The sequence below is a fragment of the Ideonella livida genome (assembly GCF_010499455.1).
In the GTDB taxonomy this organism is placed as follows: Bacteria; Pseudomonadota; Gammaproteobacteria; order Burkholderiales; family Burkholderiaceae_C; genus Ideonella; species Ideonella livida.
Map to the genome: position 1 here is coordinate 89773 of NZ_JAAGOH010000010.1, position 14076 is coordinate 103848.

Below are 14076 nucleotides of genomic sequence, written 5' to 3' on the forward strand. Positions count from 1 at the left end.
GGACAAGGTTTGTGTGGGAATCAGTGTAAGCTTAATTGCGAATCGTTTGCATTATCACCCACAAAGGAACTCACGATGGCCTGCCAACCGCCCCTGAAACCCCGCGTCCTGACCCGCCTCCTCTCCCACCTGGACCTCTGCGGCCAGCAGGCGCGCCGCGCCCTGCCCGGCCTGGGCCTGCCGGTGCTGCTGCTGGCCGCCTCACCGGCCCTGCAGGCCGCCGAGGACACCCCAGCACTGGGCGAGCAGGTGCGCCAGCTCGGCACGCGCCTGCAGCAGCTTGAAGCGCGCAACCGCGCCCTGGAGGAGCGCCTGCGCGCCCAGGAGGCCGAGGAAGCTGCTCCCGAAGAGGGGGGCCTGGCGGTGGAGGGTGGCGTGGTCGCCGTGTGGCAGCGCAGCAACGCTGCCGGCAGCGCCGAAGGCCGAGCCACCGGCCGCTTGAACTACCGCGGTGACTTGGAGTTCAGCCTGCCCATGGGTCGGCTGAGCCCCCTGGGCGAGGCGCAGCTGAGCGGCTTTGGCCACCTGCGGTTCGGCCAGGGCAGCGGCCTGGCGCTGCGGCCCACCCACACGGCCACCGGCAACTCGGTGCCCTTTGAGACGGCTGGCGGATCGGAGGAGACCTACGCCATCGTGGCGCAAGCCTGGCTGCAAGCGAGCTGGCCCCTGGCGGGCAGCGGCCTGAACGACCAGGCCCCCAGCCGCGTGGAACTGACCGCAGGCAAGCTGGACCTCTTCGGCTTCTTCGACCAGAACGCGGTGGCCGGCGACGAGGGCGCACAGTTCCTCAACAACGTGTTCGTCCACAACCCCTTGCTGGACTCGGGCGGCGACATCGGGGCCGACGCCTACGGCCTGGCGCCGGGCGTGCGCCTGGCCTGGGTGGACGAGGGGGAGGACAGCGGCTGGCGCCTGGGCCTGTCGGCCGGGGTGTTCGCCTCGGGCGCAGGGGCCAGCTTCAACGGCGGGCTGGGTCGGCCGCTGGTGATCGTGCAGGCCGAGGCCTCGCCCAAGCAGATCAACGGCGAGCCGCGCGGCAGCTACCGCCTGTACGCCTGGACCAACGGCCACACGACCAACCTGGCGGGGGATGCGGAACAACGCCACAGCGGCTGGGGCCTGAGCCTGGACCAGCGGGTGGGACGCGACTGGAACCTGTTCGCCCGGTGGGGTGCACGCACCGAAGGCGAGGGCAGCTTCGACCGCGCGCTCACCCTGGGCGCCGAGCAGACCGGCCGGGCCTGGGGCCGCCCCCACGACAGCGTGGGCCTGGCCCTGGGCTGGCTGCGCACCGACGCTGCCTGGACCGCCGCCACCGCAGCCGACGCCAGCTTGCTGGGCTATGCGGCCCGGGGCCACGAGCGGGTGGGCGAGCTGTACTACCGCTACCAGCTCAATGAGCGCATTGAGCTGTCACCCGATGTGCAATGGATCGACCGTGCCGGTGGCCAGGGCGATGCCCGGCGCGTGGTGCTGACCGGCCTGCGGGCCAGCATCGGGTTCTGAGGCCAAGGGACAGGGCCTGGCGCCCTGCCGCCCACCTGGGTGGCGGGATCCACCCGCCATGCAAAAGGCCCCTCACGGGGCCTGGGACTTCAGCCTGCCGCCACACGCAGGGGGATGCCTCCACCCACCACGGCGTGCAGCCCGGCCAGCTGCTGCTGGCAGGCGGCGGCGAAGGTCTCGCGGGCGCAATCGGTGCAGCGGCCGCATTGGGTGGAGACACCCGTTTCCATCTGCAGGTCGTCGAAGGTGGCCGACCCGTTGCGCACGGCGCGGACGATGTCACGGTCAGAGACCCGGCGGCAGACACAGACGATCATGATGCGGCGCTGAGGTGGAGGTTCAGGATGACGCGCATCGTAGTAGAAAATGAGAACGCTTCTCAATCTCCCATATCTCCGGTAGGGAAATGAGAACGGCTCGCAATGCGAGCCGTTGTGCCGGGTGCGTTCGAAGGCCGGGCCCGGCGGGCCGCCGGGCTGCAGGCCGCCCCGGTCAACCCGGGTGCAACCTGCCTGGCAGGGCTCAGGACCCCTCGCCCATCTGCGATTGCAGCCAGTTCTGCTCACCCACCTGGGCCACCAGACCGATCTGGGTCTCCAGGTCGTCGATGTGCTCCTCGGTGTCGTCCAGGATCTCCAGGAAGAGATCGCGCGAGACGTAGTCGCGGACCGATTCGCAATGGGCGATGGCTTCCTTGAGCAGGGGATGGCTGCCCGTCTCGATCTTGAGGTCGCAGTGCAGCACCTCGACGGCGTTCTCGCCGATGTAGAGCTTGCCCAGGTCCTGCAGGTTGGGCAGGCCGTCCAGCATGAGGATGCGCTCGATCAGCTTGTCGGCGTGCTTCATCTCCTCGATGGACTCCTCGTACTCGTGCTTGGCACGCTTCATCAGGCCCCAGTTCTTGAGCATGCGGGCATGCAGGAAGTACTGGTTGATGGCGGTGAGCTCGCACTTGAGCTGAGCGTTGAGGAATTCAATGACCTTGGCATCACCTTGCATGGGCGGCTCCTGAAGAGGGTTCTGAGGGGAACGGCGACAAGCCGTCCATGCTGCGATTGTCGGCAGTTCGGCACCAGGGAGCCGTGAAAAGTCCCCAGGCGCGGCGGTAAACGCCAATGCGTGTCATTTGGCAGGCCGTGGCGCGCGGCGCCCCCATCGCCAGCCGCGCCAATGCACCAGGTCATCGACCACCGAGAACACCACCGGGATGACCAGCAGCGACAGGAAGGTGGAGGTGATCAGGCCGCCGATGACGACGATGGCCATGGGGGAGCGGAAGCTGGGATCCACCCCCACGCCCAGGGCAATGGGCAGCATGCCGGCCCCCATGGCGATGGTGGTCATGACGATGGGTCGGGCGCGCTTGCGGCAGCCGTCCAGCAGCGCGTCCCAGCGGGAGAGGCCGTGGTCCCGCCGGGCGATGATCACGTAGTCCACCAGCAGGATGGAGTTCTTGGTGGCGATGCCCATGAGCATGATCATGCCGATGAGCGAGGGCATGGACAGGGCCGAGCGGGTGGCGAACAGCGCCAGGAATGCCCCTGGCACCGACAGCACCAGCGCCGCCAGGATGGTGACAGGCTGCACGAACTGGCCGAACAGCAGCACCAGCACGGCATAGATGCACAGCACCCCCGCCAGCATGGCCAAGCCAAAGCCGGTGAACAGCTCGCCCATGGCCTCGGCATCGCCCACGGAGCTGCGGCTGACGCCCGGGGGCAGTTCCTTCAGGCTGGGCAGGGCCAGCGCGGCGGCCTCCACCTCGCCCAGGGGCTGGCCGTTGAGCTCGATCTCGAAGTTGACGTTGCGCTGGCGGTCAAACCGGTCCACCTGCGCCGGACCGCTGGCCACCTCCAGACTGGCCACACTGGACAGCGGCACCATGCCACGGGCACCCGGCACGGGCAGGCGGCCCAGCAGGTCCAGGTCCTGCCGGGCGGCATCGGGCAGGCGCACCACCACCGGCACCTGGCGCTGCGGCAGGTTGAGCTTGGGCAGGGCCTGGTCGTAGTCGCCGCTGGTGGCCACGCGCAGGGTGTCGGCCACGGCGGCGGTGGTCACCCCCAGGTCGGCCATGCGGGTGAAGTCCGGGCGGATGATCAGCTCGGGCCGCTGCAGGCTGGCGGTGGAGACCACGGCGCCGATGCCGGGGATGCCGCGCAGCTCGCGCTCGACCTGGGCGGCGTGGCGGTTCAGGGCTTCGCCGTCCTCGCCGGCCAGCACCAGCTGGTACTTTTCACTGGAGCCGCCCAGACCCACCTTGACACGCGCGCCAGGCAGGGCCAGCAGCGCCTCGCGCAGTTGCGCCTCCACGGTCTGCTTGGACAGGCCGGGGCGGTCGTTGCGGTGGGTCAGGTTGAGGGTCAGCGTGGCCTTGCGGACGCTGCCGCCGGTGGACGGTGCAAAGGGATCGCCACCGGCGGAGCCGCCGCCGATGGCGGTGTAGATCTGCTTGACCTGCGGATGTGCAGCCACCAGGCCGCGGGCCCGCTCGGCAGCGTCGAAGGTGTCGCGGAAGGTGCTGCCCGGGGGCAAGGTCAGCGTCACCTGGGTCTGCGACAGGTCATCGGGCGGGATGAAGCCCGAGGGCAGCAGCGGCACCAGCATGAAGCTGCCCACAAAGAACACCAGCGTGGCCGCGGCGGTGCGCCAGCGGTGGCGCAGGCAGGCGGCCGCCCAGCGCTCATAAACCACCAGCCAGCGCGGCGTGGCACCGGGCTCGGCCACCGGCCGCAGCATGTAGGCGGCCATCATCGGCGTGAGCATGCGCGCCACCACCAGCGAGAAGAACACCGCCACCGCCGCCGTCCAGCCGAACTGCACGAAGAAGCGGCCGACGATGCCGGTCATGAACGCCGTGGGCAGGAACACCGCGATCAGGGTGAAGGTGGTCGCGATCACCGCCAGGCCGATCTCGTCGGCCGCCTCCATCGCCGCCTGGTAGGGTGTCTTGCCCATGCCCAGGTGCCGCATGATGTTCTCGATCTCGACGATGGCATCGTCCACCAGGATGCCCACCACCAGCGACAGCGAGATCAGCGTCACCCCGTTGAGCGAGAAGCCCATGAGGTACATGGCCCCGAAGGTGGGAATGATGGACAGGGGCAGCGCGGCCGCGGCCACGAAGGTGGCCCGCCAGTCGCGCATGAACAGCCAGACCACCAGCACCGCCAGCGCCGCCCCCTCGTACATCAGCTTCATCGAGCCGTCGAAGTTCTCCTGCACCGGGTCGACGAAATTGAACACCTCAGTGACGGTGATGTCGGGGTGCTCCTCGCGCAGGCTCTGCAGCGCCTGCCGCACGCCGGCTGCCACTTCCAGCTCGCCGGCGCCACGGGAGCGAGAGACTTCGAAGGCCACGGCGAGCTGACCGTCGATCAGCGCGGCCGAGCGCTGTTCGGCCACCGTGTCCTGAACGGTGGCGATCTGGTCCAACCGCACCCGCCGGCCGTCGGACAGGCTGATGTCCATGGCCGCCAGGGCCTCGGCCGAGCCCACGGCGGCCAGGGTGCGCAGCGACTGTTCGGCGCCGCCGACGTCGGCCCGCCCCCCGGCGGCATCCTGCTGGATGGCACGCAGCTGGCGCGAGACATCGGCCGCGGTGGCGCCCAGCGCCAACAGGCGGCCCGGATCCAGCGTGACCTGCACCTCGCGGTTGACCCCGCCCACCCGGCTGACCGCCCCCACGCCCTTGACCGCCAGCAGCGCCTTGGTCACCGACTTGTCCACAAACCAGCTCAAGGCCTCGTCGTCCATGCGGCTGGAGGCCACCGTGTAGGTCAGGATGGGCTGGGCGGCCAGATCGAGTTTGCTGACGATGGGGTCACGCAGGTCGCCGGGCAGATCCGAACGCACCCGGGAGATGGCGTCGCGCACATCGTTGACCGCCTCGGTCAGCGGCTTCTCCAGGCGGAACTCCACCGTCAGGGTGGCCATGCCATCCGAGAGCGTGGTGTAGATGTGCTTGACCCCCTGCAGCGTGGCGATGGAGTTCTCGAGCTTGCGGGCGACATCCACCTCCAGCTGCCCGGGGGCCGCCCCCGGCAGCGCCGCCGAGACGGTGACCATGGGCAGCTCCACATCGGGGAAGTTCTGCACCTTCATGGCTGCAAAGCCCAGCAGACCCGCCAAGGTCAGCAGCAGGAAAAAGAGCACCGACGGGGTCGGGTTGCGAATGGACCAGGAGGAGACGTTCATGGTGCGGGGTGGGCGTGGCGTTCTGGAGAGGGACGGCGCCGCTCAACGGCTGGCCGCGGCCTGCGGCGCGGCGGGAGAGCCCGACGGCAGCGCCGGGGCCTGTCCCACCACCTTGACCAAGTCGCCCTCGGTGAGGAAGGCGCCGCCCGCGGCCACCACCCGGGCCTGCGCGCCCAGCCCGGACAGGATCTCGACCTCACCGCCCAGGCGCCGGCCCACCTGCACCTTGCGGCTGCGCACCCGCTGGTCGGCCCCCACCTCCAGCACGTACTGGAAGCCGTCGCGGGCCACCAGGGCCGCCTGCGGCAGCACCAGTGCCGGGCGTTCGCCCAGCACAAACTCGCCGCGGGCATGCATGCCGGCCCGGGCGCCGCCCCCCGGCGCCAGGTCGACGTAGACCAGGCCTTGGCGGGTGGCAGGCTCCACCGTGGGCGCCACCTGCCGCACCGTCCCCGCCACCACCTCGCCCGACGGGGTCGTCAGGCGGGCCTTGAGGCCGGGCTTGAGACGGCCCAGCTCGGCGGCCGGCACCTCGGCCCGCCATTCCAGGCGCTCGCGGCGGATCAGGCGGAACAGCTCCTGCCCGGTGCCGGCATAGCCGCCCACCACCGCCAGCCGCGCGGAGATGACCCCGTCATCAGGCGCCAGCACCTGGGCCTGGGACAGGCGCAACTCGTCGGCCGCCAGCCTGGCCTTCACCGACTCCACCCGCGCTGCGGCGGTGGCCTCCGCGGTGTAGGCCTGTTGGGCCGCCTGCTGGCTGATGGCCCCGCCAGGGGCCAGCTCACGGGCCCGCGCAGCGTTGGCCCGAGCCTCGGCGGCCACGGCCTGCGCCTCGGCCAGGCCAGCGCGGGACTGGGCCAGGTCGGCCTGCAGGGTCTCGGTGGCCAGGCGGGCCAGCACCTGGCCCTTGCGCACCTTGTCTCCCACCTGCACCGCCACCTCCACCAGGCGACCGCCCGCGCCCTCAGCGGCCACCACCGCCTCCTGCCAGGCGGCAATCACACCCGCCGCAGGCAGGGGCTGGGCCCACTGGGCCGTGGCGGGGGCGACGGTGGTGACCGTCAGGGCTGGCCGCGGCGGGGCGGAGGCCGGCTGCGCGGCGGCCGCCCCTCCCAGCAGCAGGACAAGGGCAAGAGCGAGCGGACGCAGGCGCAGGCAGGCAGCAGGCATGGCAGTGGCGTGGAGACGCCGGCCGCCGGCAAAGCCGACCAGGCCAGGCGTGGACAGGGGTGGAGAGGAAGGGTGAGCGCGCAGCACCCGGCACCGCCGTGGCCGCCCGTCGCCCCCTGATCGCCGATTATGAGCAAGCGGCGGCCCCAGGCACCGCGAACGGCGTGGACCGCCCCCACGCTCAACGCCGCCCGCCTGCCTTCGGGTCATCCCGCAGTCCCGGACGGCGGCGGGGCCACTCGGCCCGCGGGTGGACCCGCAGGGCTGGCCCAGGACGCCACAGCCGACGACGCGTGCCGGCTTGGCACGGCGTCACACCTGGCCCTGGCGGGAACCCCCGCCCGCCACCCCACCGGTGCGTCAGGCCGGACCGGCCGCGCTGCAACCTGAGCCAGGCGGCACACCCGGGCCTGCGCCAACGCGCCACGCCGCTGTACCGCCTGCGCCAGGACGGCACCGCCACCGGTCCGGCCCGGTGCTGGCACGGCGCCTGCGATGACGCTGGGGTCGGACGGACCGTGCCACAAGCCGCCGCCCGCCCCGCTCCCAGCATCCCTGGGGGCCCGCCGGGTCCACCCCTGGCCCGACCCGCCCACAGCACCCGAGCCCGTCCCGCCCGGACGGCCACGCCACCCACGGGGCGCCGGCCGGGCCGCCTCCCCATTCCACCCACACGCACCTCGCGCCTCACTGGAGACAAGCACCATGAAGCACCGCCTCGCCCTCACCGCCCTGGCCGCCGCCGCCACGCTCGCCACCCTGCCGGCCCAGGCCGCCGACTTCAAGGCCGGCGACTGGACCCTGAGCCTGGGCGGCATCGTCAACGCCTACTACACCAGCAGCAGCTGCAGCGGCGACGCCGTGGGGGGCCTGGCCCTGGGCGGACGCGCCCTGGGCTGCGGCGGTGCCGACAAGTCCACCACCATCGGCAACGGCCTGCTGCCCAACGTCATCAGCGTGGGCGCCAAGACCACGCAGGACGGCTATGACATCGGCGCCACCCTGATCATCGGCTCGGCCGTGTCCTCGGACTCCTCCATCGCCAACAACAGCAACGTCGACGTGCGCCAAGGCTTCCTGACCTTCGGCAACGCCAGCATGGGCACCGTCAAGCTGGGCCGCGACTACGGCCTCTTCGGCGCCAACGCCATCCTGGGGGACATGACCCTGCTGGGCGCCGGCGCCACCGTCAACGCCACGCAGGCCAACCGGGTGACGCTGGGCCACATCGGCGCGGGCTACAGCTTCCTGGGCATGTATGGCCAGATGGCCTACACCACCCCGGCCCTGGGCGACTTCAGCCTCACCGCCGCCCTGGTCAGCCCGGTGGACGCCTACGCCAACGCCAGCGCGGTGGCCGGCAAGACGCCCCAGGTGCAGGTGCAGGGCACGCTCAAGCTGGGCAACGCCGGCAAGGCCTGGCTGGGGGTCAAGCAGCAGAAGTTCGAAGGCGCGGGCGGCGCCGACGGCTTCACCATGAACGGCACCGAGGTGGGGGTGTCCTACACCGTGGGAGGCCTGGGCCTGCTGGCCAACTTGCAGCAGGGCAAGGGCCTGGGCCTGCTGGCCGACGGGGACAACGGCGACGGCAAGGGCAGCCACACCCTGCTGCAAGCCACCTGGCAGGCCACCGCGGCCACCAAGCTGGGCCTGAGCCATGGCCAAAGCAAGCTCAAGGACCAGGTGGGCAGCAATGTGGAGACCAACACGGCCACCACCTTGGGCGTGTACCACGGCCTGACCAAGAGCCTGACCCTGGTGGGCGAGAGCACCCGCACCGTCTCCAAGGCCGCGGACGGCAGCGAGGCCCGCATGAACGGCCTGGCCCTGGGCGGCATCCTGTTCTTCTGACCCGTCCCGGCCCACAGGGCCGGAACCCATGGACCGGGAGGGTGTGGCATGCGGCTGACCCTCCCCCGGCTTGAGCCCGCGAGCGGGGCTGCCACCCGATTTCAGGCGGGTGGCCCTCCAGGACGGACGTCGTTGGGACTCCACCGGCCACCGGCAACGCCGGTTGCCTAAGATCGGGGCATGTACCCCGCCTCCGCCCCCTCGCCGGCGCCAGCCGCCGCAGCCCTGCCCCCTGCCGCCGCCCTGCAACGCCTGGATGCGCTGATCACCCAGGGGGGACGGCGCCTGCTGGGCTTGGCCGGCCCCCCGGGGGCCGGCAAGAGCACCTTGGCCGAGGCCCTGCACCGGGCCCGCCCGCAGCACACCGTCATCGTGCCGATGGACGGCTTTCACCTGGCACAGGCTGAACTGGAACGGCTGGGACGTGCCGCGCGCAAGGGCGCGCCGGACACCTTTGACGCGGCTGGTTTTGTCCACCTGCTGCGCCGCCTGCGGCACGCCACCCCGGATGAGGTGGTCTACGCCCCCGCCTTCCGGCGCGAGATCGAGGAGCCGGTGGCCGGTGCCGTGCCGGTCCCCGCCACGGTGCCGGTGCTGCTGGTCGAAGGCAACTACCTGCTGCTGGAGGAGGGCGCCTGGGCTGGCGTGCGCCCCCTGCTGGACGCCTGCTGGTATGTGGGCGTGGACCCCGACTTGCGGGTCAGCCGCCTGGTGGCCCGCCACATCCACCATGGCCGCTCCCCCGAAGCCGCCGCCGCCTGGGTGGCCCGCAGCGACGAGGCCAATGCCCGGCGCATCGAGGCCAGCGCCCACCGCGCCGACTGGGTCTGCCCGCTGGACTGAAGCCCCCCCGGCCAGACGCGAGGCCCGGAGGGATAAGCAAACGCGAAACATTCCCATTTGCAATAATGGGCGCAGACCTCAGGATCGCCCATGCCCCACACCCCCGTCGAACGCAACGCCGCCGAGCTCAAGACCACCGGCCTGAAGGCCACCCTGCCCCGTCTGAAGATCCTGGAGGTGTTCCAGGACTCGTCGCAGCGCCACCTGAGCGCGGAAGAGGTGTACCGCGCCCTGCTGGCGCGCGATGCCGACATCGGGCTGGCCACCGTGTACCGCGTGCTCAGCCAGTTCGAGCAGGCAGGCCTGCTGCTGCGCAGCCAGTTCGACAACGACCGGGCGGTGTACGAGCTCAACGAAGGCGAACACCACGACCACCTGGTCTGCCTGCATTGCGGCAAGGTCGAAGAATTCCACGACCCGGTCATTGAAGGCCTGCAGCACCGCGTGGCCCAGGCGCGTGGCTTTGCACTGCGCGCCCACTCGCTGGCCCTCTACGGCCTGTGCGATGCGCCCGCCTGCCAGGCCCAGGCGGAGTCCGGCCGCGGCGCCCTCGGCTTGCGCTGACCGCCGCACGGCGGGTGCCCCCTGCGCCAGGGGCCACCCGCCGCCAAATCAGGCCTGCAGCGGCACAAACAGATAGACCGCCGCCACCACGGCCAGCACCAGGGCCCAGTCCAGGACGGCACGCAGACGGGTGTCGCGCCTCATGGCTCGCCGGCACCACCGGCGCCAACGGGGCTGCCGCAGCCGACCGGACCGACTGCCCCGCCGGCCTCCCCCTGCGCCCCAAGCAGCCAACGGCGGCGCCAGGCCGGCTCGTGCCTTGCCTCGCCCGTGCAGCAGGCGCACTGCAGGCGCGGCACGCGCCGCCCCCGCGTCCCCATCCGACGTCGGGCGTCCCGGTCATGGCGCCCCGCGGACGCTGCCGCCTGCGGCACGGAGACGCGCCCCATCAGTGCACCCACCCCGTCACCGCTCCCGCCGGGGCCGTGGTCGCCACCGCCGGTGCGTCACACGCGGCTGCACCGCCGTCATCCGGCCTGACGACGTCGGCCCCTTGCGCCGACAGCGCCTCCCAGCGGTTCTGCAGTTGAACCGCGATCTGGCGGGCACCACCGCTGGCTTGCGGATGCAACTGCAGCAGGAGCAGGTGGGCGCTGATTTTGCGGGCCAGCACCCGGCGAAGCGCCTGCGGCCCCAGGCGGGACTGCGGACACGGCGCCGCCCAGGCGGTCATCAGGGCCAGCGTGGCCATCAGCAGGGTCTGCACATCGGGCGCTTGCGGAGCGTCAGTGCCAGGGCATTCGGAATGTGGAGGCATGGACATGGGGCAGAAAGAAGAATGAAGACGGTCAGTTGCAGCGTCGGACGTGGAATCACCACCACGACCACCACGCTTCGCCTCACAGATAATAACGCGAACGATTCGCATTTAAATACGCATTGCAAGCAAGGACATACCGCCACCGGACACCGCCCCACCCGGCGCAGGCCCGCCGCCAAGCTCGCGTGCCCCCTCCGCCGCCGGTCCACCCCAGACCCTCCGCCCATCGGACAAACCTGGTGACATGACGCCAAACCGGCACGACAAGCTTGCTAATGCGAATCGTTCGCATTACGATGCATCCATGTCCTCTCCCACCACCCTACCCCGCCCGGAAGCCACGCCCGCCCCGGTGTCCGCGCCCCCTGCCGCGCCACCCCGATGGCACAGCGAACAGCTGCTGGGCCCCCAAGGGCAGGCCCACATCGTCCACGGCGATCAGGTCTACCGGCTGAGCCTGACCGCCCTGGGCAAACTCATCCTCACCAAGTGACCCACGCCTGGGGCACCGGCGCCTGCCGTCGGTGCCCTGCGGGCGCGCATCAAAGCCATGGGGCCGGTCCCGGCAGTCGCTGCCACCGCCCTCTTTTCCTCGGCGCACCGCCAGCCCACGCCAGCCCGCGCTGCCTTTTCCTCCCGCCCCGGACGCGGCCACCCCGCCGCCCCTGCACAGGAGAACGCTGGTCATGAACGCTCCGACGCCCCTGTCCCGCCAGCGCGCCGCCGACCCCACCCTCCTGGGGAACGATCCCCTGGCCTGGGCCGCCCGGCAGGCGGATCTGCCCGAAGGCCTGTGGCTGGCCTTGCAGACCCGCCAGCCAGCCCCGACGGGGCCGACCGCCCTGCGCTTGCTGCGGCTGCAGCCATCCCCCGAAGACCTGGCGGCCTGGACCGCCACACCGGGCCTGCTGCCCCACCTGCGGCTGCGCTGGCCAGCCCCCTGGACAGGCGACCGGACGGTGCAGGCCACCGCCCTCAGCCCCCTGAACTGTCCGCTGCAGGCGCCGCTGACCCTGTCGCCGGCCGCACGGGCGGCCATGCCGTCCTGCTACCTGGTCATCGAGCAGGCTCCGCACGGCATGCGGCACAGCCTGCGCACCTACGACCCGGCCGGGCACCCCGGCCTGGTGCTGGAGGTGGCCCTGGAAGCCGGGGAGGCCCTGGCCAGCCTGGCGGCACGCCTGTGCGAGCCGACCCCTCCCCTGGTCCCCCTGGCCGCTACGCCGGTCCACCTGCCTCCTGCCGCCACCTGGACCGAGCTGCGCCAGGCCACGCAACTGCCCGCCTGGCTGGCCGCCCAGGGCCAGGGCTGGCATGGGGCCGTGGCCGCACTGGGTCGCCAAGCGGCGCAGGCCCTGGAAACCGAAGGCTGGGGCGACCTGTTCGCCCTGGCCGCAGCGCGGGGACTGGACCTGCAGGCCCAGGTGCTGCAGACCGGGCTGCTCGCCACGGTGGCCCTGCCGGCCAACCGCTTGCCACGGCCCGGCACCTGGACCCCGGCCGCCCTGTGGCGGCTGGCCCTGCCCACCCCCCGCGGCCTGGCCCAGCGTCTGCTGGCCAGTCTGCCCGGCCCGCAGGCCTGGATGCTGCTGGGGCCGGCCGACCACGACCGGCCGTCCTGCCCCTGGCAGGCCCTGCTGTCCGTGCTGGCGCCCCGCTGAGCCACGCCCCCAAGTCTTGCCCGAGCCCGACGCCCATGTGCCAGCCCACGCGCGCCCCGTCCCGCCTGTTCTCCGCCCTGCTTGAGGCCACCGGCGCCCTGCCCGGCATCGCCCCCGCCCAGGTGGGCCCGGCGACGGCCCCCGCCGCCGCCGAGGTCCCTTCCGGTGCAGCGGTTGAGGCCCCCGGTGCCGGATCGCGGCGGCGCCGGCTGTGGGAGCTGGGACCTCACGCCCATTGCCCGGTGGTCGGCGTCTGCCTGCCCATGGGCGCGCTGCGCCAACTGGGCCTGCGCCACGGCCTGCCCCGCGAGGCCAGCGACTACGAGATCCATGTGCAGGCCAACAGCCTGTGCCGCCAGCGCGGGCCCCTGGCCGAGGCGATACAGAAGGCGCTGGACCAGCGCTTTGACCTGACGCTTCGCCAGGCCCGGGCGCTCAAGACCCGTGAGGAGCTGGCCGAATGGTGGCAGCAGCAGGTGCGCCAGGCCAGCGCCTGGCCGGCAGCCTTCTGGTCCACGCTGACCCACCCGCGCTGCGATGCGGCCCTGGAGGAGCTGGTGCTGCAGACGGTGCACATGCTGCAGCACCAGGCCGGGGCGACCGACCGGGCCGACTGGGCCCGGCTGCAGGCCCTGGCCGATGAGAACGCCGTGCTTACCCGCGCGCTGGCGGCGGCCCAGCGCCGGGCCACCGAGGTCAGCGGACAGCAGACCCGGCGCATCGAGCAGCTGCAGGCCCAGGCCATGCAGCTGCGGGCCGACATCCTCAGCCGGGACACCCAGATCGCCGCGCTCTGGGACGAATTGCGCGGACTGGAGCAAGCCCACCCGGGACTGCCCGAGCGCCAGGCCCTGGCCGAGGAGGTGGCCCAGCTGCGCCAGCGGGCGCAGGACCTGCAGCGCCAGCTGACCCGCCGGGACGACGAGCTGGCCCGCGCCCGCCAGCGGGCGCACGAGGCCTGGGCGGAGCTGCGCCAGTGGCGCGCGGCCCAACCCGAGGCGGCCGGCGCCAGCGGGGCGGCAGGGCCGGCCCACGCGTCCGCCCCCCTGGGCCCGCACCCGGCGGGCGCCCCCGCCGAGGACGCCGCGGAACGGCTGGAGGGCCGCGCCGTGCTGTGCGTGGGTGGGCGCACCGGCAGCGTGCCCGATTACCGCGAGCTGGTGGAGTCCTCCGGCGCCCGTTTCCTGCACCACGACGGCGGGGTCGAAGACCATGCCGACCGCCTGGAGGCCACGCTCGCCGCGGCCGACCTGGTGATTTGCCAGGCCGGCTGTGTCAGCCACAACGCCTACTGGCGGGTCAAGAGCCACTGCCGGCGCACCGGCAAACCTTGCGTGTTCATCGAGCGCCCCAGCCAGCACGCGCTGCGCCAGGCCCTCTGGCGGCTGCAGCCGCTGACCGAAGTGCCCGCGGCGTCCGCCGCATCCCTGCTGGCCGTCGGGCTCTCCCCTCAAGGCGAAGACACACCGGGTCGATAAGGCCCACAATCGTCCGCGCCGCTGACACCCCGTCAGCAGCCGC

General features: G+C 72.1%; 12 protein-coding genes. 7 read left to right on the plus strand and 5 right to left on the minus strand.

Annotated features, from left to right (window positions below):
* Nucleotides 1-75: 75 nt before the first annotated feature.
* Complete coding sequence (locus G3A44_RS10280; protein ID WP_163457422.1) at nt 76-1506, plus strand: carbohydrate porin; 1431 nt, start codon at nt 76-78, stop codon at nt 1504-1506.
* 89 nt (nt 1507-1595) lie between these two features.
* Here the strand turns inward: G3A44_RS10280 and G3A44_RS10285 are convergent, their stop codons facing one another.
* The 4 genes from G3A44_RS10285 to G3A44_RS10300 form a co-directional block, all read right to left on the minus strand.
* Nucleotides 1596-1823, minus strand: coding sequence for a (2Fe-2S)-binding protein (locus tag G3A44_RS10285; protein WP_163457423.1), 228 nt, complete (start codon nt 1821-1823; stop codon nt 1596-1598).
* A 205-nt stretch (nt 1824-2028) separates the two neighbouring features.
* A complete protein-coding gene (gene bfr / locus G3A44_RS10290; RefSeq protein WP_163457424.1) occupies nt 2029-2505 on the minus strand; it encodes a bacterioferritin in 477 nt (158 codons plus the stop codon).
* Between the two features lie 123 nt (nt 2506-2628).
* On the minus strand, nt 2629-5703 hold the full coding sequence (locus tag G3A44_RS10295; RefSeq protein ID WP_163457425.1) for an efflux RND transporter permease subunit: 3075 nt from the start codon (nt 5701-5703) through the stop codon (nt 2629-2631).
* A gap of 42 nt (nt 5704-5745) precedes the next feature.
* On the minus strand, nt 5746-6876 hold the full coding sequence (locus G3A44_RS10300; protein ID WP_163457426.1) for an efflux RND transporter periplasmic adaptor subunit: 1131 nt from the start codon (nt 6874-6876) through the stop codon (nt 5746-5748).
* A 705-nt stretch (nt 6877-7581) separates the two neighbouring features.
* Here G3A44_RS10300 and G3A44_RS10305 point away from each other — a divergent pair.
* The 3 genes from G3A44_RS10305 to fur all read left to right on the plus strand — a co-directional run bounded on the left by G3A44_RS10305 (nt 7582) and on the right by fur (nt 10134).
* Nucleotides 7582-8727: a porin family protein gene (locus G3A44_RS10305; RefSeq protein ID WP_163457427.1), complete on the plus strand. Its 1146-nt coding sequence runs from the start codon at nt 7582-7584 to the stop codon at nt 8725-8727.
* Between the two features lie 180 nt (nt 8728-8907).
* Entirely contained in the window at nt 8908-9570 is a 663-nt protein-coding gene (locus tag G3A44_RS10310) for a nucleoside/nucleotide kinase family protein (RefSeq protein ID WP_163457428.1), read from the plus strand.
* Nucleotides 9571-9660: 90 nt separating this feature from the next.
* Entirely contained in the window at nt 9661-10134 is a 474-nt protein-coding gene (gene fur, locus G3A44_RS10315; RefSeq protein WP_163457429.1) for a ferric iron uptake transcriptional regulator, read from the plus strand.
* A gap of 388 nt (nt 10135-10522) precedes the next feature.
* On the opposite strand, the gene G3A44_RS10320 is transcribed toward fur, so the two are convergent.
* The gene (locus G3A44_RS10320) at nt 10523-10891 is read right to left on the minus strand and encodes a hypothetical protein (RefSeq protein WP_163457430.1); all 369 of its coding nucleotides are present in this window, start codon (nt 10889-10891) and stop codon (nt 10523-10525) included.
* Between the two features lie 307 nt (nt 10892-11198).
* Between G3A44_RS10320 and hemP the strand changes: the two genes are divergently transcribed.
* The 3 genes from hemP to G3A44_RS10335 all read left to right on the plus strand — a co-directional run bounded on the left by hemP (nt 11199) and on the right by G3A44_RS10335 (nt 14033).
* Entirely contained in the window at nt 11199-11387 is a 189-nt protein-coding gene (hemP, locus tag G3A44_RS10325) for a hemin uptake protein HemP (protein ID WP_163457431.1), read from the plus strand.
* 193 nt (nt 11388-11580) lie between these two features.
* Nucleotides 11581-12555 carry a hypothetical protein gene (locus tag G3A44_RS10330; RefSeq protein WP_163457432.1) on the plus strand — a complete coding sequence of 325 codons (975 nt, stop codon included), beginning with the start codon at nt 11581-11583 and terminating at the stop codon, nt 12553-12555.
* A 35-nt stretch (nt 12556-12590) separates the two neighbouring features.
* Entirely contained in the window at nt 12591-14033 is a 1443-nt protein-coding gene (locus G3A44_RS10335) for a DUF2325 domain-containing protein (RefSeq protein ID WP_163457433.1), read from the plus strand.
* Nucleotides 14034-14076 lie beyond the last annotated feature (43 nt).